The sequence below is a fragment of the Rhodococcus sp. 05-2255-3B1 genome (assembly GCF_002258545.1).
Classification (GTDB): domain Bacteria; phylum Actinomycetota; class Actinomycetes; order Mycobacteriales; family Mycobacteriaceae; genus Rhodococcoides.
Genome location: NZ_NOZC01000023.1, coordinates 1 through 19,097 on the forward strand (window position 1 = coordinate 1; position 19,097 = coordinate 19,097).

Annotated in this window: 20 protein-coding genes; all 20 read right to left on the reverse strand. The window is 65.0% G+C overall.

What is annotated here, in order from left to right:
- Positions 1 to 184, reverse strand: a 184-nt coding sequence (locus tag CH249_RS13980; RefSeq protein WP_143544465.1) for a hypothetical protein, incomplete at its 3' end; no start/stop codon positions are given.
- A 1-nt stretch (position 185) separates the two neighbouring features.
- Complete coding sequence (locus tag CH249_RS13985) at positions 186 to 2,006, reverse strand: SGNH/GDSL hydrolase family protein (protein ID WP_094682970.1); 1,821 nt, start codon at positions 2,004 to 2,006, stop codon at positions 186 to 188.
- Entirely contained in the window at positions 2,003 to 2,269 is a 267-nt protein-coding gene (locus CH249_RS13990) for a hypothetical protein (protein ID WP_094698940.1), read from the reverse strand. The genes CH249_RS13985 and CH249_RS13990 overlap by 4 nt, the downstream gene beginning before the upstream one ends.
- A gap of 11 nt (positions 2,270 to 2,280) precedes the next feature.
- On the reverse strand, positions 2,281 to 4,647 hold the full coding sequence (locus CH249_RS13995) for a hypothetical protein (RefSeq protein ID WP_094698942.1): 2,367 nt from the start codon (positions 4,645 to 4,647) through the stop codon (positions 2,281 to 2,283).
- A 4-nt stretch (positions 4,648 to 4,651) separates the two neighbouring features.
- The gene (locus CH249_RS14000) at positions 4,652 to 5,737 is read right to left on the reverse strand and encodes a hypothetical protein (RefSeq protein WP_094698944.1); all 1,086 of its coding nucleotides are present in this window, start codon (positions 5,735 to 5,737) and stop codon (positions 4,652 to 4,654) included.
- A gap of 81 nt (positions 5,738 to 5,818) precedes the next feature.
- Entirely contained in the window at positions 5,819 to 6,130 is a 312-nt protein-coding gene (locus tag CH249_RS14005; RefSeq protein WP_141216745.1) for a hypothetical protein, read from the reverse strand.
- Positions 6,127 to 6,606, reverse strand: a complete 480-nt coding sequence (locus CH249_RS14010) for a hypothetical protein (RefSeq protein ID WP_094650175.1) — start codon at positions 6,604 to 6,606, stop codon at positions 6,127 to 6,129. The genes CH249_RS14005 and CH249_RS14010 overlap by 4 nt, the downstream gene beginning before the upstream one ends.
- Positions 6,603 to 7,022: a hypothetical protein gene (locus CH249_RS14015; protein WP_094681587.1), complete on the reverse strand. Its 420-nt coding sequence runs from the start codon at positions 7,020 to 7,022 to the stop codon at positions 6,603 to 6,605. The genes CH249_RS14010 and CH249_RS14015 overlap by 4 nt, the downstream gene beginning before the upstream one ends.
- Positions 7,019 to 7,486, reverse strand: a complete 468-nt coding sequence (locus CH249_RS14020) for a hypothetical protein (RefSeq protein ID WP_094650179.1) — start codon at positions 7,484 to 7,486, stop codon at positions 7,019 to 7,021. Before CH249_RS14020 ends, CH249_RS14015 begins: the two co-directional genes overlap by 4 nt.
- A complete protein-coding gene (locus CH249_RS14025; protein WP_094681588.1) occupies positions 7,486 to 8,307 on the reverse strand; it encodes a hypothetical protein in 822 nt (273 codons plus the stop codon). Before CH249_RS14025 ends, CH249_RS14020 begins: the two co-directional genes overlap by 1 nt.
- Positions 8,307 to 9,035 (reverse strand): C39 family peptidase, encoded by a 729-nt coding sequence (locus CH249_RS14030; RefSeq protein WP_094681589.1) that lies wholly within the window; start codon positions 9,033 to 9,035, stop codon positions 8,307 to 8,309. Before CH249_RS14030 ends, CH249_RS14025 begins: the two co-directional genes overlap by 1 nt.
- Positions 9,036 to 9,046: 11 nt before the next feature.
- Entirely contained in the window at positions 9,047 to 10,642 is a 1,596-nt protein-coding gene (locus tag CH249_RS14035) for a hypothetical protein (protein ID WP_094698946.1), read from the reverse strand.
- Complete coding sequence (locus CH249_RS14040) at positions 10,639 to 11,508, reverse strand: hypothetical protein (RefSeq protein ID WP_094698948.1); 870 nt, start codon at positions 11,506 to 11,508, stop codon at positions 10,639 to 10,641. Before CH249_RS14040 ends, CH249_RS14035 begins: the two co-directional genes overlap by 4 nt.
- Positions 11,505 to 16,370 carry a phage tail tape measure protein gene (locus tag CH249_RS28755; RefSeq protein ID WP_373454421.1) on the reverse strand — a complete coding sequence of 1,622 codons (4,866 nt, stop codon included), beginning with the start codon at positions 16,368 to 16,370 and terminating at the stop codon, positions 11,505 to 11,507. The genes CH249_RS14040 and CH249_RS28755 overlap by 4 nt, the downstream gene beginning before the upstream one ends.
- Before the next feature lie 4 nt (positions 16,371 to 16,374).
- The gene (locus tag CH249_RS14050) at positions 16,375 to 16,734 is read right to left on the reverse strand and encodes a hypothetical protein (protein WP_143544467.1); all 360 of its coding nucleotides are present in this window, start codon (positions 16,732 to 16,734) and stop codon (positions 16,375 to 16,377) included.
- 89 nt (positions 16,735 to 16,823) lie between these two features.
- Complete coding sequence (locus CH249_RS14055; protein WP_094682238.1) at positions 16,824 to 17,270, reverse strand: hypothetical protein; 447 nt, start codon at positions 17,268 to 17,270, stop codon at positions 16,824 to 16,826.
- Between the two features lie 40 nt (positions 17,271 to 17,310).
- Positions 17,311 to 17,871 carry a hypothetical protein gene (locus CH249_RS14060; protein WP_045194755.1) on the reverse strand — a complete coding sequence of 187 codons (561 nt, stop codon included), beginning with the start codon at positions 17,869 to 17,871 and terminating at the stop codon, positions 17,311 to 17,313.
- Positions 17,872 to 17,962: 91 nt separating this feature from the next.
- The gene (locus tag CH249_RS14065) at positions 17,963 to 18,454 is read right to left on the reverse strand and encodes a hypothetical protein (RefSeq protein ID WP_094682362.1); all 492 of its coding nucleotides are present in this window, start codon (positions 18,452 to 18,454) and stop codon (positions 17,963 to 17,965) included.
- A complete protein-coding gene (locus tag CH249_RS14070; protein ID WP_094683380.1) occupies positions 18,451 to 18,753 on the reverse strand; it encodes an HK97 gp10 family phage protein in 303 nt (100 codons plus the stop codon). Before CH249_RS14070 ends, CH249_RS14065 begins: the two co-directional genes overlap by 4 nt.
- The gene (locus tag CH249_RS14075) at positions 18,753 to 19,064 is read right to left on the reverse strand and encodes a hypothetical protein (protein ID WP_094683379.1); all 312 of its coding nucleotides are present in this window, start codon (positions 19,062 to 19,064) and stop codon (positions 18,753 to 18,755) included. The genes CH249_RS14070 and CH249_RS14075 overlap by 1 nt, the downstream gene beginning before the upstream one ends.
- Positions 19,065 to 19,097 lie beyond the last annotated feature (33 nt).

Consider the following 19,097-nt stretch of genomic DNA (forward strand, 5'->3'; position numbering starts at 1 on the left):
GTGAGGTTCCGTTATCGATGCGGGAGATCGAGACACCGTTCGCGGTGACGACCTGCCCTGCGAGGTACGCAGTCGAGGGTGCCCAGAGGGGAACATAACGTGTGTCGAGACCCTCCTCGAGCTTCGTCCGCACCGCCTCGGGCAGCGTCGACGATTCATCGACCGTGACAATCGCGTCAGCCATGTCAGACACCTACTTTCATGTAGTCGAGCATCAGAGCAGCCATGGCGTCTTCGCCGGCTTCGTTGAAGTGGACGCCGTCCGCGATGTACAGCGACGGACTCGACAGTCGGCCACGTAGGTCGAGCGAGCGGACACCCAGAGTGGCCGCGGTCGCGACGATGTTGTTGCCGTACGCGGTCCACGCGGAATCGGGGTCCGGGCGGACGATGAACACGATCTCCATCTGCGCGGACGCCGAGCGGAGTCGATCGACGATCGTGGTCATCGCCGCCGACATCTGCGCCTGAGTCCGCCCGGTCGACTTGTCGTTCGAGCCGAGCGTGATCAGAGCGACGTGCGGGTCGTACATGTCGATCAGCGGCAGCATCGACTTGTCCGACTCGGACAACCAGCCCGCCACCTCGAACGCCCGGATCGAGGCCTGCGACAGATTGACCTGCGTGACCCCCGCGCCGTCGTCGCCGACATGCTCGATGATGCCGAGCAATGCCAGTCCGACATTCGACGGAGTATTCGACCCGCGGATCGAGAGCGTCGCACCCGGATTCGTCACCCGTGTGATCACGCGATCACCGGCCGAGTCCTTCGTTATCGACGCCCCCGCATTCGCTGCGGTGAAGATCATGTTGCCGCCGTAGCCGGTGGTGAGGACATCGACCGCCGTCACACCCGGCGAGAGGGTGTAGAGCACCTCGTCGGCATTGGTGGCATGCCCGCGCTGCAGCCACAGCGAGCCCGGGATGCCGATCTGGAAGTTGAGTGCATCGAGTGACCGACCGGCCGGGAGGCGCTGCGCGGTGTCGAACGAATAGCTCCCCGGACCCACCGGCGGCGACGGCGGAATCCAGCCCCGCCCACCGGCAGGACGACCGAGCTGAGACCGCAGGAGCTCGACCAGTCGCTGCGGCCACACCTTCGCCCACGAACTCGGTCCACCCGGCGAGCCGAACCCGTCGTTCGTCGAGTCCCCCAACGTGAGCAGCTTGAGCCGAGTGGAACCCGACGCGAGCGCTGCGGACTTGTAGTAGCTGCTCGCGGCCGCCAACGCACCATCCGTCGCGACCGCACCGCTAAAAAAATAGAGACCGGGCCGAGACGAATCCGCAGTCAGCGCCGGTGCGTAGCGCTCGTCCGCTTCGGCGTCGCTGATCGCCGAGGCCACCTTCTCGCGCACCGCCGGTGCCAACTTCGCCGCGTCGATCGAATCGGCCGGCACCTCCCCACTGCCCGCCGGCAACGGCACAGGAACACCGACCGGCACCTGACCACCCGGCTCGCCCGGAGCCTCGCGATAGAACTGGATCCCGTCCTCGACGATCTCGACACCCGAGAGCGAGAACCCGGCCGGGCCCTGCACCACACCAGTACCCGAACCAGGCACGTTCACCGGCTGCACCGTCGTCAGATTGACGATCGTCGGATTGCGGCCCGCGACCAACGCCGCGTCCGGATCGTAGACCGGGAGCACGAACGCGAACTGCTTACGCACCACCTGCGCACCGTTCAGTCGCAGATCGAACGAGGCCTGCCACTTCCAGTTCGTCGGATTCGTTGCCTCGTTCGGAGCGAGCAGCATCACGTACGGCAAACCACGATGCGTGAGTCGACCGTTGACGTACTGGCACGTGACCGGCTGCACCGACAACCACTTCGGCATCGTCGGCACCCGGATTCCGCCCGCCGACTCAGCGAGCATCGGCTCCAACTTCACCGACCCCGTCAGCGCCACGTCGTCGGGAAGGTCGTCGGAATCGAGGCCATCCATCACCAGGCCGCCGATCCAATCCTCCACACGCCCGTACTGCAACACCGGTGACGTCATGCCGATCCTTCCTGAGCTTCGACAGCGAGCACGGTCCCCGACTCGGGTTCCGACTCGGGGACGATCTGACCTTCGAGAACGGGACCGATCCCGGAATACGGTTCGGCCTCGGGCACCACGAACACCGGCTCGTAGGCGGGCAGCGGTTCCACCCGGCCTGCGAACGAGATGTCCGGAACATCGGTTCGGGTGATCACCAACATCTCGCCATCGCGGTGCGCGGTGTACTCGAACCCTTCTTCGTCGGAAAACACAGCTCGCATACGACCTGCTCCTATTCGGGGTCGGGGAGATCCTGAGCCAGGATGTATTCCCAGCCACCGGAATTGAGGAAATCGGACCGGCTCAATCCGAGTTCGGTGTAGCGGTAGGCAGATCCGCGCGGAATCGCGTTCGACGAGTCGGGATAGGTGAGAACCGGTGTCCACGTGTCGGTCCCGGTGAGCTTGAACACCGTGAACACATTGCCCTCAGCGCGCAGTTTGAAGACGTCGCCGGAGTTGACCGTGAAGTCCTGCGACGTCAGCACACCACCACCGAGCCATGGCCGATACGCCAATGTCACACCCGTGGAACGGACTTCGACATCGACATAGCTGCGGACGCGGAGATACGCAGGCCGGGCGGTCGGCGTCCGGATCTGCCCGGACACCTCGTGATTGTCACGCGCCATCTTGGCCGTGACCCGATACCGACGTCGACCGTTGTCGATCAGGCCGCTCGGTAGCATGATCGCACCCGAGACCACCACGGCCGCCGCGCCCTCCTGACGTGAGAGCGTGGGCGGAATCGAGCCCGAGGAGAAGTCCTCGAAATAGACGACCCGCTCGGGCAGCGGCAGATTCGTCGGCTGCCCGATCCCGATCCACAACAGCGCCGCCGCCGATGGGAACGTCAGCGATGTCGATGCGATGACCGCCTGTTCGGTGATCACCGACGACGAGATGATCCGATTCGCGATCTGAGGCGGATACAGCAGGCCCTCACGCGAAATCGGTGCGTTGTTGATCTTGCCGACCAGCTGCCGCTGCGTGTTCGTCGGACCCGGCTGATGAACAGCCAGCCACACCGACTCGTTCGCCTCGAACACCAATTCGTTCGGTAGGTTGTAGATCTGCTCCCCCGGGCCGGTGATCGCCGCGGACTGGTCCGGGGAGACGTGCTCGATCAGCACCGACCCGTCGTCCGGATTCATGCGTCCGATCAGGATGTAGATCGGGTTCGGTGACGACGCAGGAATGCTGCCCAACGCGTACACGACCGAGCCACGACCACCGGACCACTGAACCCGAACGAACCCCGCCTCGACCGAGTTCTGCGTCGGCAGATACACCGGGTCCGCTTTCGTCACCGCGAAGCTGTCGTTGTGCCCGTGAGGGTCGAGTGTGGTGTCACCAGTGCGGGTGCCGGTAGTGCCGCGGACGTGATCGTGGGTGCTCCACCCCGAACCGGACGTATTCGACACACCGCCGCTCAGGCCGTTGACGTCCCGGTCGCGCGAGATCTGGTGGAACGTGCACTCGTGGTTGGTCATGCAGTGGTGGTACGGGACGACCGGAAGGCCCTTCTGCACACCGATGATCGCCGCTTGCACTGCGTTGACCTGCTGCTGCTGAGCGGCACCGATCGCCGCAGCAGCCGCCTCGGCCGCCGACGTCGCGGCCGCGGTGGCGTCCTCGACGACCGTGCCGATCGCTTCCTGCGCACCCTGCGCCGCCTCGAGCGCCGCGCCGGCATCGGCCTTCGCGTCCTCGATCGCGGTGAACTCGCTACCGCGGATCGCGAAACCGGTGAGGCCTGCCGAGAATTCCGGTGTCGCACCGAAGAACCCGGTCCACGTCATGCAGGAGAACATCGAGAACTTGTGGTTTCCGTCGACCGGGAAGCCCGACACGTCGTCGTGGACGATCAGCTCGACGCCGTCGACGACCACCACGTAGCGGGCGTCCTTCATCCGCAGCTCCGGAGTGGACGAAAAGCTGTAGGAGCGTTCGTCGTTCGACTTCCACAGCGACCGCGTCATCGAGTTGCCCGACCGCGTGAACCGGCCGAGCTCGCAGTGCCCGCCCCAGAAGTCGACGTACACCCCCTCGGTGCCGGCCGCGTTGCACCGGCCGTAGATGCTCGTGCGTGCCCGCGTCGCGATCTTTCCCGACTTGGAGAGCGGGTGCACGATCGCGATCACCGAGTAGTTCGGCGACGACGCCGCCTGCGGACACAGCGCATACCGGGTGCCGTCGTCGACCAGATTGAACGGGGCCGACTGGTTGATCTGCGCGGCCTGGTCGATGATCTCCAACGACTGCCCGTCGCCGAACTGCTGCCACACCGGAATCACGCCAGGGTTCGGTGACCCGAGCGTCGATGCATTGATGCGGTTGAAGTTGTCGGAGTACTCGGCTCCCGCCGCCATCCGACCCTCGAGCGTCTGCACCCGCGCCGACAATCCGGCAGTGAGCACCTGCGCGGTGTACTCGCGGTCCTGCGCATCCGGAGTGTTCTCGAAACCCTGATCCCCGGCCAGCACGCCACCGAGCGCGCGAAGGGTCTCCGAGTTACCGATCTGAATACCCGAGGGCTTGTCCTGATCGCGACCGTTGTACCCGATGTCCGGGTTCTTCGGGTCGAAGTATTCGGGCACAGGCCTACACCGGAACCGGGATCGGGCGGACCCGAAGGTAGGCGCGTTCCTTGCGGGTCTCGAGGCGGGTCTGGGCCGTCGTCTCGATCTTGCGGGCGATCAGGAAGATGTTGACCGCGGTGTTCTTCGGGACGATCGTCGACGAGGACGTCGGGACGGAGATGGTCTCCTCCGCCGCGCGCGAGAGCACACGTGGTATCCACTGGTTCTGGAAGGCGGTGATCGCGATCGCCGGACCACGGGCAAGCAGAGGCCCGGCCACCGCGCCGAGGCGGCACTCCAAGTCGATCCGGACGTTGGCAGTGGTGAAGAACTCGACCATGCCGTCGACCTCCGGCTCCCACGCAAACGGCTGCGCCGGCATCGGCATCGTCACGATCGACAGGTACTCCCCAGCCCACCCGTTACCGGAGTTGACAGCGAGCCAGTCCTCGGCCGAGCCTGCCTTCTTGTAGACACCGGGCGATTGGAAGATCTTGCGGGGACCCCACTTGCCGTCGGACCGCTTCGCCAGCACATCACCGGTGACCGCCTCGGTGTCGTCGTCCTCGTAGTCGGTGGCCGCCTCGACCGCCGCAGCGGGACCGGGCACCGTCGACGCCGCACCGGTGTCGCCCTTGCGCAACACGAAGTCGGCGGCGTAGGCACCCGGCGAGACCTCCTCGAACTCCACCGACCCGTTGCCCTCGGTCGTCGAGGTCACCGACCGCACCGCCAACGTCGGGACCGCTCCCGTGTCGCCCTTGTCTCCGAGGTAGTTGGTGAGCGTGTCGAACTTGACCGGGCCGCCCGGGTACTCCTCGACGACCATCTTCACGTCGCGGGAGCCGTCGACCCGCCAGCCGTGGCCGATCCACTCCGGAGACAGCGACCCGATCGCCGGGATGTCGGCCGGGATCTGCGCCCGATGAATCTGCACCGGTGTGCCGTCGCGCCCTGCGTCGCCGGGGTCACCCTTGTAGGCGAGGACATCGACATCCATCTCGCCGCCCTCTATCTCGGCGATACCCCGGCCCGTCGTGCGGATGTTCCACTCGTCATGAAGCCGCAGCTTCAGGGTCATCGGCAACTCGAAATTGAAGCCAGCCATCGGGACCTCTCTCGGGGCACAGTAGAAGCGGCACCGACACGCGGCACCGCACAAGGGTCAGTGGGGGCAGAGACAGCCGCGTCAGCGCGCGGTCTGCCACCGCTGGATTTCGCGGTGCCGCGCCAACGCGGTCGGCTGATCCATCGTCTGATCGATCAGCTGCAACACCAGGTCGGAGAAGGCGTCACACTTGCGGTTACACAGAGCGAGATCTTCGCGGACCTTGTCGAGCTGGTCGTCGGCGAACTTCACCGACCCCGCATAGATGCCCTGCACGATCTGATTCGTATCCGCCGCATTGCGACGACGATCCTTCAGCCAGGACACCACCGAGGTGATCGCCGCAGCGAGGCCACCCGTGATGACGAGCTGGATCAAGGTTGCAAGGGTCATCGACGCCTCTTCATCTGGCCGGACACCTCATGCAAGGTCCGGGCTATCTCGACGACCCGAAATCCGCAGTACAGGCCGAAGCCGATCACCAACCACACCCCGGACGACGTCGGCGGGCCCGAGTTGTAATCGACAACGGACAGGACATACACCAGGCTCGACACGAACACCAGCACCGCACCGAAACGTTCGAGGTACAGCGAGATCGAGTAGTTCGACCGGCCCACCGTGAGCGAGACCAGGATCGCCGCACCGCCGACCAACTGCATCCACATGTATGCGACGTCCGTCCACTCCGGAGACTGCGTCGCGGTCACCGATCCCGGCACCTTCCCGGTGGCCAGCTGCAGAACACCCGAGATCGTCAACATCAGGGCAAGGATTCGATAGAGCGGCCACGAGCCGGACACGACTCGGCGGCCACCGAGAACGAACACCATCACCCGATGCGCAGCCTTGGCCGCGCGCGCCGTCATCGCGGCACCGCAGGAATGTGAACGGTCATCCGGAGCACCATCAGCACACACAGTGAGGTGTAGACCAGGATGCCGGGCGAACCCAGTGGCACACCAGAGTTCACGACATCGAACAGAAACGACACCGCGAAGAACAGGAACCACAACACCATCACCGCTGCACCCGTGACGACCACTCGATGCCGACTCCCGAGCTGGCCCGCCACCACGAGAGCTCCCGCGACGACAGCCACGACACCCCACGACTGCGGCGCGAACGGGACCGTCAACGCGGTGCCGTACACATGGGACGGCCCATCCCACAGCGCGGCACCGAACGTGAACGTCAACGCGCCGTAACCGACAGCCAGCAACCCCAGGACCACGGTCACCGATCTGGCGAAGAAGATCAGATCGGAGACCGACCGAGCAGTCACGTCACCTTCGGTGGCTTGATCCCGAACTTGTTCTGCACGTAGGCAATACCGGATGCCAGTGCAGCCGAGCCAGCCAACGTTCCCACGACTTTCCAGTCGTCCCACGAGAAGACGTTCAGCGTCCCCTGCGTGAGCGCCTGAACAACGACATTGCCAACCGCCATGACAGCCACGGCGAGCAGACCCTGGATCAGGGTGCGCAACGCACGCGAGGTTGCCTGCGCCTTGATCCAGCCCACCGGGTCGAAGTCGCCGTCCTCGGTGATGACAGCCGCGACCGGGATCTTCGAGAACAGCTCGTCCATGCGGCGCTGCCCGTCGGCCTCGAGCTGATCGAACAGTGCATCAGCACGATCCTTCGCAGCGAGGGCCTCCGCGTTCAACTGAGCAACCAACCCCTCGAACCGAGTTGCGATCTCGTCCGTGACGTTGCGGGTGATGATGTCGATCACGTTGTCGGTCATCACTTCCCCACCTTCGCGAGTGCGACCTTCGCCCCGGCGTCGCCCTTGTCGGCCTCGCGGCGGACCAGGTCGATCGCCCACTGCTGGCCCTTGGCCGCCTCGCGCTCGACGAACTCCTCGTGTATCCGGGCGTCCGTGTTGAGCACGAAGCCGGCGAGAGTGTCGATGGGATCTTCGGTGGTGCGGTACTTCGACCGGCTCGTGAACTTCTTGGTCAATTCGTCGTCGGCGTAGGACATGGTGGTGATCCTCTCGGGTAGGAGTGCGTCTGCCATGGAGTCGCAGAGGGCGTAGCGGCGCTGACGGTCGTCGAGGCCGTTGGTGCCGCCGTTGATGGCCCGAGTCGCGCCGACCAGGTCACGTCGGTCGGACAGGCCGTTGAGGTCCCGTTGGGTCGTCCAGTACCAGACAGCGGGCAGGAAGAGGTACTCGTCTCGCTCGGCGGCCGCGGGGTCGTCGAGGAAGTACGTCGGCGTCGGGACAGCACCGCGGGCGTGCGCCCACTTCGAGCATTCGCGGTAGTTGTTCTTGCCGGTCATCTGGATGGCACCGCGGCCGCGATAGCGGAATCCGTCCCCCGGCTGGTCGTTGCCCATGCGCCCGTCGTACGTGCGCTGATCGGGGGTCGGGTCCCACAGCTCACGGAACACGGACAGCCCGATGGACTCGTGGCCGAGCTGGGCGAACCACATGACGGCACGGTTGCGGTTCGTGATCCCGGCCAGCAGCATCGCCTCGTTGAACGACGGGGCGAGTGCTGTGTACCGGCCGACCGAGTTGACCCCGTCGAAGGCGCGGTGCATCGCTGCTGCGGTGACCACTACTGCTCTCCGCGCTGACGCTCGACGGCGCGCTCGTGGATTCGGCCGTCGATGTTGAGGATGAACCCTGCGAGGGTGTCGATCGCGTCGTCGTTGCTGCGGTACTTCGACCGTGACTGGAATCGCTTCGACAGTTCGATGTCCGCGGGCGAACGCGTGTCCACCGGCGGGGCCGGCTGGATCGGCTTCTCGTTCGGCGTTGCGGTGTAGCCCTTACCGGCGATGCACGACGCGAGCTGGTCGACGGACATCCAGTACTGGAACGGGCGGAACCCGGAGTCGGCGATCAGCACTTCACGGGTGTCGGGATTGCATCCGACGACAGTGAAGTAGTGATAGACCATGCCGCCCGCGTAGGCCGGCTTCTCACCGCGGGTGCCGCGCGGGTAATTCGACGGCGGCACCATCACGTTGCAGATCACTGCGTAGCCGCCGAGGATCGATGCCTGCACGTCGCGCCACAGCAGATCCTTCTGCGCCTGCGTGGCGTCGTTACCGGGGATCTGCCGAGTGATGTAGTCCGCGGGGACGTTTCGGTTCAGCAGGTCGGTGATCAGCCCGATATGGCTGGTTCCGTTGCGCGTGGTGCCGAGCTGGCGAGCGAGGTCGGCTTCGGTGGAGTTGATGCCGCGGATGTCGAACGCGACCTGACACGATGCAGGGCCGCACCAGTAGCTCGTCTCCTGCGGGATGATCGAAACGTTGTGTGGCAGAACGATGTCCGGCATAGCGGTAGCTCCTAGTTCGTTGCGAGGGTCATGGCGTTGAACATCGAGAACAGTCGCTTGAACCGTTCCTGATTGCGCTGCTGCGGCGACTTCTCCGGCTCGTCGTCACCGATGACGGTGTCCACCAGCACCCGGTCTTCGCGGGTGTCGACCACCTCGATCGACTCCACCCGGTCGGTGAACATCTCGCCTTCGTCCTCCCACCCGACGAGGTGACCGATGTCGAAGTCACGGAACGCTGCATGCGGGGCCCAGTCGATGATCGATACCTTGCCGCGCCGCTTACCGGCGATATCGAAGATGCCCTGATCGGCACGCTGCTTCGAGGAGAACGTGTACCCGGCGGAGCCGCCGTTGACGAACTTCTCCGGGCGAGCCAGCGGGCCGAGCTCACGCTTGGCCTTGTAGTTCGTGGCCTTCATGAACGCGAGGAACACGTCGTCGAGGATCGTCGACAACGCGCCCGCGACCGCGCCGATGATGCCGCCGAGACCACCGATCGGAATCGACAGCGCCGTCAGCGCCGCGGTGGCCAACGCGATGATCCCCTGCTCGATTGCGAGCTGGAGCAAACGGTTCAGCCACGTGGGTGATTTCCCCCCCACAATCACCGAATAAGCCTGTGGGTGAGTCACTTCCAGCGTTGCATCGATGATTCCCGGCGAGTCCTCCGTCCAGATGCACGACGGGATCTCGGTCTGCTTCAGGTGGGTGGAGATCTGCTCGGCCAACCCGGGCAGGAATCCGCCGATCAGCGAATCGACACCGTCGGCGATCATCTGAGCGATCGTGTTCGCCAACCCGTCGAGCGGAGCGACACCGGTATTGATGCCACCGGACTTCGGTCGATCGACCACCCGCATCCACACCTGCGAGGACAGCAACGTCACCCGATCGGAGGGCTGCTTGTCGCGGCCCTTGATGAAGAACCCCATCTCGATCATGACGTCCGAGTCCTTGAGGACCGGATCGAACAGTTCCTCGAGCGAGACCATGCGGGCCTGCATCGTTGTCCACTCCGAGCGATCGGAGAAGAAGTCGTACGGTAGCAACGTCACCGGGCACTGGCCGGTCCGGAACTTCAGGCGGATGAAGTTCCGTCCGGAATACCAGTGAATGCCGCCCTTGAGGGGTCCGACCCACAGATCCTCCGGCGGGAACTGCACCTCCTCGAACCCGGGGATCGGCATCGGGTAGGCGTAGATGCAGGAGAGGAAGATCTTCGAGTCCACCAGGGTGACGGTGATCGTCTTGTTTCCCTTGATGCCCTTGCGGACCGCGGTGTCGACGAACCCGTCGTAGTGCTCGTCGTTGTAGGTGATCCGCACCGGGATGACGGTGGTGTCCGCCTTCATCAGCAGGTCCGCGAACTCCGTGGACCCCGGCAGCAGTACCTTCGCCGGGCCGACACCGCGGCGCTGCTTCTTGAACCGTGCCTCGCCGTAGTCGGTGACCATGCCCAGCGGCACCAACTGCGGAGTGAAGACTTCCACACTGAACTCGGCCGCCGACCCGCGCCGGGGTGGTTCGTCGAGCAACTCACGCCACGCCGCCGCCGACCACGAGTCGAGCGGAACATTCACGGGGTCGAGCACCGGTGCGGTCAAAACGGCCTCCGTGATTTCGGTTCGATCGTGAACACCGCCGACGACGCGGCGTTGCCGCCGATGCACTTGAGACGAGACATGTCCATCCGCCGACGGCCCGGCACCGCGTTGTCCTTGAGGAACCGTTGTCCGCCCATGTCGCCGTAGAAGTTGTTGCGCATGTTCGACTTCGGGCGCACCGACATGTCGGTGTGAATCACCACCACCTCACCCGGTTTCAGGTTTGGAGTGGTCACCACCTTGTCGCTCACACCGTCCGGGAGCTGAAACACCCCCGGGCCCTTGATGGTGATCACCGGCATCGCCTTCCGGTCACCGGAGTTGTAGAGCGACTTCTTCGTCACCGGCTGGCCGTTCGCCCACGCGAACTCCTCCGGCAAACCCATCCACCATGACTTCTCCACCACGACGGGGATCAGATACGGCTGGAAGCCCTCGAACACCGGATCGACCTCGTGCTCAACCGACGGCATCGCATCGAGACGGAAGTCGCAATACTTCACCCCGCGAGGAGAATTGACGTACAGCCGAGACTGAAACTCGTACCAGATGTCCTGCCAGAACGAATCCTCGACCTTGTGGATGTGCGAGCCGTGAATCTTGTGGACGTACACCGGGATCTTGAACCGGCGCGGTTCGATCACCGCACCCAGCCAGATCGCGCCGTCACCGCGCGCGGTCTCGAACCACTGATGCTTGGCTTCGGGCTCGACGTAATCCGCCCACCCCTCGGCGAGCACCACCCCGCCGGACTCACGACCGACGAGGTGATGCTCGGAGAGATACCAGGCCCGCTCCGGAAGATCAGCCACGGCACCAGGACCTGCGATCACCACGTTCGCGGTGCCCTCCGGAAAGAACGTCACGACTCCCCCAACCGAACACTTCGCGACCGCCACTCATCTTCGTACGCGGCCTGACGGACACCCTTGGCAACTTCGTTTCGGTCGGCCCCGTACTGATTGACCGTGATCTGCCGAGCCTCCCGCCGATCCGGAGCCGACCGCTGCGGAGCCATCCGCTCCGCACGCGCCAACGCCAACTCCTGCGCAACCGACGTCCGCATCGACCCCGTCAACACCTCCTCGGTCTGACCCGACATGTTCAGACCCAGCTCGCCGTGCTTCCACAGACCACCGGAGTCGAACAGCTTCGGGGTCGGCGTCACCATCCCCTTCGCCAGCAGCTCGATCCACTCCGGAGTGCCCGGCGTGGCCGGCAACTGACCGTCGAGTTCTTCACTGGTCGCAGGCCTGGCGGTATCGAGCAACCTCGCATTGTCCTCGAGATGCTGCTTCTGCAGATCCGCCAGACCCGACACCAGCGCCACCCCGGCCTTCGCGAGCGGGCCCATGTTGTCGGCCTCGTAATAGCCGAGCACATCGGCGATGTTCTCGGTCACGAAGTCCCCGACGATCCCACCGAGCGCCGACGACCACTGATCGGCCGTCGTCAACGCACCCGTACCGGATCCGGAACCACCTGCCGCGGACTCCTTCGCCGCAGCATTGCGCGCGCGCTGCAGCGCCCGGTCCGCCGCCGCCTTCTCCTCCGGTGTCGACTCCGGATCGTTGTAGACCTCGTTACGCCGTGCATTGGCCTCGACGACCGCCGCCTGCGCGTCCTGACCCGACAGCTCCTCGTCGGACAGATTCGTGGTCAGCTCCGGGGCCTGCGGTGCCGGGGGCTCATTCAGCCCGCGCGCCGCCGCCTCCTTCTTCGCCTCGAGATCCTTCACCTTCTGCTTCGCGCGCTCGACCTTCGAGCGAGCCTGATCCTTGTCGGCGTCGGACTTCTTCGGATTACCCAGCGCCGCAGCAAGATCCTCCTCAGCCTGCGTGATCGCGATCCGAGCCGAATCGAGAGCGAGTTCGTCCTTCTCCGCCCAGGTCGCCTTCCTCGACCGCGAACCACCAGAGGTGGTGTACGAGCTCACAGAATCCAGGCCCTCGATCCCGGCGGTACCGGGAGCACCAGACGTCGACGGATCGTACGGTGGGGCGAACAACTCCCACGGCAGGTAGTACTGGTTGGTGAACTGCGCATCGAACGCACCCGCAGCACCGCCACCCATCTGCATGTTGCCGTTCGCGCCACCGGACTCGAAGTTCACCGACTGGCCGTTGTTGGTGACCGTCGCGGCCATGTGCTCCTCGTTGGTGCCGACGACGAACGGTCCCGTCGTTCCCGGCACCAGACCCGGCCACTCACCGGCCAGCAGCGAATACGTCGTGCCCAAACGGCCCGACTCACCCTGACCCATCGCGGCCTTCTGCAGGATGGCAACCCAGCCCGAGCAGTCCGCCGCACTCACAGTCGCCGCACCCCAGCCGTACGGGTTACCGTTGCCGCGACGACCGAGATCGAACACCCGGTCCAGCGCGCCGCCCTCCGCGAACCTCGGCAGCGCCAGGTTCCCGTTGAGCAGGTCCTCCATCGGCAGAGCGTTCATGTCAAGCATCTGCCGGAACCGGTAGACGTTCTCCTGCCCACCCATCGCCTGCACATCACCGGCGTCGAGAACATGCTCGCCGGTCGACCCACGCCATGCACCGAACCCCGGCGTGTACATCAGCATCGAATCCGACGTCGCCGTCCCCGGACCGACCAACGCACCACCGGTCGCACGACCGGGCAACTGCGAGACCAGATCGGCGTATGCAGCGTCGGACATCCCGAACTGACGCTGTGCCCGCTTCTCCTCGACGGTGAAGGTCACCACCGCGGTGCGCGGCCGCGTGGCATTGTTCGCCTGGTCGTTGATCGCGCGAATCGCGTCCAGGGCTTCCTGATTCGGTGCCGTGATCCGAACGATGCCGGGCTTACCGTCGATCTCGGTGTCGACGGTGCCACCGACTTCACGGATCTTGTTCTTCGCATCCTCGGTCAGAGCATCGATCGGAATATCGACCGGCTGCCCCACCGCGCCCAGCAACCCACTGAGAATGGCGATCTGCTGCTCGACCGTGTCCGCGCCCCGCAGGCTCGCGAGCAGTTCGATGTTCTTCGGAATCAGGCCCTCGGCCTCGATCATGCGCTGCAGGTCCTGCACCGCGACGCCGGTAGAGATCGACAACTGCTGCAGCTGCGCGTCATTCGACGCCCAGATCGGGCCCATGTCGGCACCGGCCTCGGCAGCGGTGATCGTTGCATCCTTGATGGCCAGCAACGAATCCCGCAGACGAGAACCATTGGACGACGCCGTGTTGACGGCTCCGCCCTGCCCGATCAGTTCAGCGCCCCACCCCTGAGCCGCATCCCAGACGTCCTTCGTGGCCTCGGCAGTGGACCGGACCTGATCGTTATACGTCTGCAACGCATCGGACAGTGGAATCGGTTTGCCCGACAACACATCCAACGCGGTCTTCATCGCATTGATACGGTCCGTCGCCGACGACGACTCGTCGGAGAGCACCTTGACCGCATCACGCAGATCGAAGAATCCCGGCGAGGTGTTCTTCGCGGTCTCCCGCGCCTTCACGAACTCCTCGCGAAGTGGCTGCAACACAGCGAGCGCCTCGGAGCCGCCGTCCTCGATGCCGCGCAAGCTGTTCGCGACAGCGTTGTATTCGGCATCCGAACCCGACAGTGCCGCAGCAACTTCCTGGTTCGTCTTACCGAGGTTCCGGAACCCGGATTCGGTCTTCGCGCCCTGCTCCGCCAGGTCCTCCTGTGCCCGCATGGCGTCGGTGCCCGCCTCGGCGTCACCGGAGAACCAACCCTTGATGTCGCTACCAGCGGCAGCGAAGATCCCGAACGCGCCGGGTCCGTTCTCGGCGAGGGTGTTCGCCTTCTCGCGGACCGAATCGATCTGCATCCCGACGGCACCGAGGACGTTGTCCGAGACAGCGCCCTGGGATTCCTGGAAGGCTTTCGCCACATCGCGTTGCGCCGCAGCGACATCCGACGATGACTGGTCGATCGCTTCCTGCTGCGCATCGAGCGCGGCGTACTCGGCCGTGATCTTCCCGACCGCGAACGTCGCGGCCATGATGCCGACCATCCACGGACCGCCGAGCACACCGATCGCACCCTTGGCCGCGGACGTCATACCGCGCAGGCCTGCGACGGCGCTGCCGCCGATGACGCCGCCGAACTGGGCGGCTCGCGCGGCACCGTTGCGTAGCGCCGACGTCAGTGCACCCGACTGGCCTGCGGCTGCCCGCTGCTGGTTCGCGAACTCGCGGGTGCGGGCGGTGACACCGCGGTAGCCCTCGGCCATGTTCCGGACCGCCGGCGAGCGACGCTCCAACGTGGCGAGGCCGGCTGCCAGTTCCGAGAGTGGTTCCGCGTTCTCCTCGAGCGCACCCGCGAGATCCTCGGCGTCGCCGGTCAGAGCCGAGATCGGGTTCGCGGTGTCGGTGTCGGAGATCCCGGACAGGGCCTGCTCCATCTGCAGGTCACCCATCTCGCGTCGGAAGTCCGTGATCGAGTCACGCCAGCCGCCGATCCGTTCACCGATGGAGTCGTCGAGACCGGAGAACTTGAGCGCACCGAGACCGACGGCGACGGCCTGTACCGGCCCGGGCAGCTCGGTGAAGGCACTGACCAGGTCGCCGACGAATCCTGCCACCGGGGCCATCGCCTGGCCTGCGGATTCGAGACCGTTGATCAGGCCGGGGGTGGTGTTTGTAACGAACTCGGCACCCTTGGTGATCAGGTCTTCGAGCGGTCCGTCGACGAGGTCGTAGACGCCGAGCGCGAGAGTTTCGGCGGCATTGCCCGCGGACGCCATCGCGCCCGGCAGTCCCTTCGTCTTCGCAGCAGCAACCTCTGCTGCCGCACCCTGACGCTCGACAGCGGTACGCATCGTGTCGTAGCCGGCCTGTCCCTGCTCAGCGGCGACACCGGCCAGACGCATCGCATCCGACCCGAACAGCGTTGCGGTCGCAGCCTGGTACAGCTCCGGAGACATCGACGCAGCAGCCTCGTCGAGCTGACGGAACAATTCCGACATACCGACGAACTGGCCCTGCGCGTTGTACACCGTCAGGCCGAGATCCTCGATCGCGCCCTGCGCCGGATTTGACTGATCGGTCAACGCCAACAGAGTCGACTTCAGCAGTGTGCCGGCGTCGGAGCCCTGGATACCCGCATTGGCGAGGACGCCGAGAGTGGCCGCGGTGTCCTCGATCGACATCCCGAACTGGTTCGCGACAGCACCGGACTGAGCGAGACCCATTGCCACGTCGGTGATCTCGGCCGACGACGCGTTCGCCGAGTTGGCGAGCACATCGGAGACCGTCGCCGCGTAGTCGGCATTGAGACCGAACGACTGCAGCGCCTGCGACTGAATCGTCGCCGCCGAGGCCGCATCGATCTGCGCGGCCGCCGCCAACTGCAGCGTGCCCTTCGCAGCATCCATCGACTGCTGCACCGAGAATCCGCCCTTGGCGAGCTCGGTCATCGCCGCTGCAGCATCGGACGCCGACGTACCCGGCAGCGAAATGTCGTTGCCGAGGGCTTTCGCGCGATCCCCCGCAGCGGACATCTGAGACTCGGTCGCCCGCGTCACAGCCTGCAGGGTGTTCATCGTGGTCGTGTAGTCGTTTCCGATGGTGATGATCTCTTTGACGCCGGCGGCGACAGCAGCGCCACCGATCGCCAGACCCATCGCGCCGCCGAACGCTTTCGCCTGCGTCAGCGCCGGGTTCAGAGCACGCTGCAGATCGCCCGGTGCGTTGCGTGCATTGACTGCAACTTCGACGTCTATCCGACCACCGGGCACGAGATCACCTCTTTCGCATTCTCAAGATGTCGGCCAAGGAGAGCTTTCGATCACGCTCGGGAGTCGAATACCGTTGCACCGCTTCGGTGTACTGCTTGATGTAGATCTCCTGGAGCTCCTGACGGCGGAGAGCGATCGGATAGATCAGCGGCTGCGGCGACGGCTTGATTCCGCGGCGCTTCCGATCGGCCGCTGAGGCCTTGACTTCGGGATCATTCGGATCGGTAGTCCACTGCGAGTACAACGAATCGAGCTCGAAATTGTCGCGGTCGAGAAGCATCGCAATGTTCTCGTCCGTCCGACCCTGCTGATCGTCGCGAGCGAGCGCGTCATGGACCAACGCGCACAGGTCCGCGCACAGCATCGACTCCATCGCCTCGCGAAGATCGAGATGGTGATGCGCCCGTACGGCGGCAAGTGCTGCGTCCCAACCTTCCTCGTCGTCGAGGGTGGCTAGGACGCCAAGAATTTCCCCGACAGACTCATCAGGCCCGCGATCTTGTAGATCGTCGCGAACAGCTTGTTCGACTCCGGCATCGACAGCTCACCGAGGTCCTTCCACAACTGCTGCGGATCACCGTCGGTCAGGACGATGTCGAGGATCTGATCGGGGACATCGTCGCCCGTCTTCCTCATCATCGCGAAGAACTTGCGGACGGTCTTCGCCGAATAGCGGCGGCCCACCGAATAGACGTGTCCATCGAACACGATCGGCACCGAGCGGTAGTCGTTCCACACGATCGGCAACTTGACCGGCGGACCACCGACCGCGAGCACCGATTCGAGGTCGAACGGCTCGGTCCGCTCGGCCGACTCGGTTTCCTCGGGCGGCGGGGTGACCCCCGCCTCGTCGGTGTCGACGGGGCGGGGGTCCTTGTTCTTGCTCTTGTTCTCTGGCATGTGAATTCGAGTTCCTTACCTAGCGGGGTGGGATGTGGGATCAGGGGGCGAGCGGGTTGGCGTCGCCGCCCTCACGGACCTCGTTCAGAGCGATGAGCTCGAACTCCCAGCCGTCGAGATCCTCACCCTTGAACGAGCGCGGCGGCGGGGTACCGAGGCGGGTACGTTCGCAGTAGAACCACGCGTTCGCGGTGATGTCGCGGCAGACCGCGAGCACGGCGAATTCCTCACCGTTGCCCTTCTTGTACTCGTAGTTGCCGGTGCTGAGCTCGATGACCTCGCCACCCTCGAGCATCGTCAGGAACGTGGCCTTCGAGCGGTCCGTCGCCTTGAACTTCAAAGTGTCGTCGCGGGGCGAGGACGTCACACCGTAGGCGGACTTGCGGAAGTTCATCACTCGGTGCTTCTTGATGTCCTGCGACGGCGTCATATCGAAGCCCATCTGCAGACCACCGAACGGATCCCATGCCACGCCGGGCGCTGTGCCGGTGACAGGGTTGTCGGCGAACGGATTCGTGGGGAGCAGGGTACCGGCGGGTGCCCGGTAGAAGTCGCAGTCGAGGTAGACGACTGCAAGGTTCGGATCGGCGTGGTTGCTCACGGGTGATTCCTTTCAGCGTTTCGGCCCACGTCCGTGAGCTCGATGATTGGGTCCGGCCCGGGGCGCATGCCAGGACACCCCGGACCGGAGTTCAGCCCCACCAGAAAGTGGGGTGTTCTCGGACGGTGACGGTCAGTTCGACTCGCACCGTCTGGCGATAGAGCGGCATGTCCTCACCGCGCGACCTGTCGATCTGCGGTCCGTTGCCGGGGCCGTCGATCCACCGGCCGTTCCACGAACAGTTTCGGAACTGGCGGGCTGTCGTGTGCCCGATGATCTCCCCACACAGCCCCGCCAGATCCCATGCAACTTCCTCGGGATCGGCCAGGATCGGATGCGGCTCGCTCCGCAGGATCGCCGGAGGCGGAGCGAAGACGTCGATCTGCACGAACGGCTTGCGCAGCATCGGGTCGTCGCCCTTGGTTCCGGCCCCACGAATGACGATGAACGGCCGAACGATGTTCTCCGGAATGTCACGCGTGGTGATCAGTTCCTTCGGAACATGCTCGATCAGATCGGCGTCGGCGTGCAACGCTTCACGAACCGCGCCGGGCGCGAACGGAATCCGTATCTTCGGCGTCATCGCGGCGTCCAACCCGAGTACTTACCGTGCGAGCGCGCCGCATCGGTCATCACCGCCGCCGGCGGAGTATCGAGAGTGCCGTACTCGATATAGCTGGCGTCGTCGGCCGAATTCACCGCGAACACCCGCTGACCCTCGTACTCCACCAGGAACTCCGACTCGAAGTAGCCGGTGTCCACGGGTGCAACCTCACGCGCCTCGTTGACGATCTCGGTCGCGATTGCGATACGACCCTCGATCGTCGTCGCGGTGACCTGCTCGCGCACCTGCCCCGGAAAGACGGTCAGGCGAGCCGACATCAGGACGACTTGGGCGCGGCCTTGGGCGGTCCGGCAGGTCGACCGCCGGGCGTCGAGGTCAGCTCGGCCGGTGCCGCGGCTACGTCACCGGCGGTCTTGACGTCAACGGGTGGTGCAGCGACTTCGGTGGCGCTCTGGTCGTCGTCGGACGGTTCTGCGCTCTCCGTCTTTCGCTCGGCGGCGAGCGCCTCCTCGGCTTCGCGGGCCTGATGCGCGAACGTGCCGCGTCCCGCGAAGTGCTTGCGACCCTCGGAGTCGGTCCACTCTTCGATCGGTTGGGCGGAGGGCTGGGTGTTGTCGGTGTCGGCCATGGTGGCGGATCTCCTTCGTAGTGCGGGGGCAGA

Excerpts from the sequence above, each read along its gene's own strand:
- CH249_RS14055 (WP_094682238.1), bottom strand. The coding sequence starts at position 17,270 with ATGCCAGAGAACAAGAGCAAGAACAAGGACCCCCGCCCCGTCGACACC.
- CH249_RS13985 (WP_094682970.1), bottom strand. The coding sequence starts at position 2,006 with ATGACGTCACCGGTGTTGCAGTACGGGCGTGTGGAGGATTGGATCGGC.
- CH249_RS13990 (WP_094698940.1), bottom strand. The coding sequence starts at position 2,269 with ATGCGAGCTGTGTTTTCCGACGAAGAAGGGTTCGAGTACACCGCGCAC.
- CH249_RS14030 (WP_094681589.1), bottom strand. The coding sequence starts at position 9,035 with ATGCCGGACATCGTTCTGCCACACAACGTTTCGATCATCCCGCAGGAG.
- CH249_RS14050 (WP_143544467.1), bottom strand. The coding sequence starts at position 16,734 with ATGCTGTGCGCGGACCTGTGCGCGTTGGTCCATGACGCGCTCGCTCGC.
- CH249_RS14075 (WP_094683379.1), bottom strand. The coding sequence starts at position 19,064 with ATGGCCGACACCGACAACACCCAGCCCTCCGCCCAACCGATCGAAGAG.
- CH249_RS14010 (WP_094650175.1), bottom strand. The coding sequence starts at position 6,606 with ATGACGGCGCGCGCGGCCAAGGCTGCGCATCGGGTGATGGTGTTCGTT.
- CH249_RS14020 (WP_094650179.1), bottom strand. The coding sequence starts at position 7,486 with ATGACCGACAACGTGATCGACATCATCACCCGCAACGTCACGGACGAG.
- CH249_RS14065 (WP_094682362.1), bottom strand. The coding sequence starts at position 18,454 with ATGACGCCGAAGATACGGATTCCGTTCGCGCCCGGCGCGGTTCGTGAA.
- CH249_RS14000 (WP_094698944.1), bottom strand. The coding sequence starts at position 5,737 with ATGGCTGGCTTCAATTTCGAGTTGCCGATGACCCTGAAGCTGCGGCTT.
- CH249_RS14005 (WP_141216745.1), bottom strand. The coding sequence starts at position 6,130 with ATGACCCTTGCAACCTTGATCCAGCTCGTCATCACGGGTGGCCTCGCT.
- CH249_RS14070 (WP_094683380.1), bottom strand. The coding sequence starts at position 18,753 with ATGTCGGCTCGCCTGACCGTCTTTCCGGGGCAGGTGCGCGAGCAGGTC.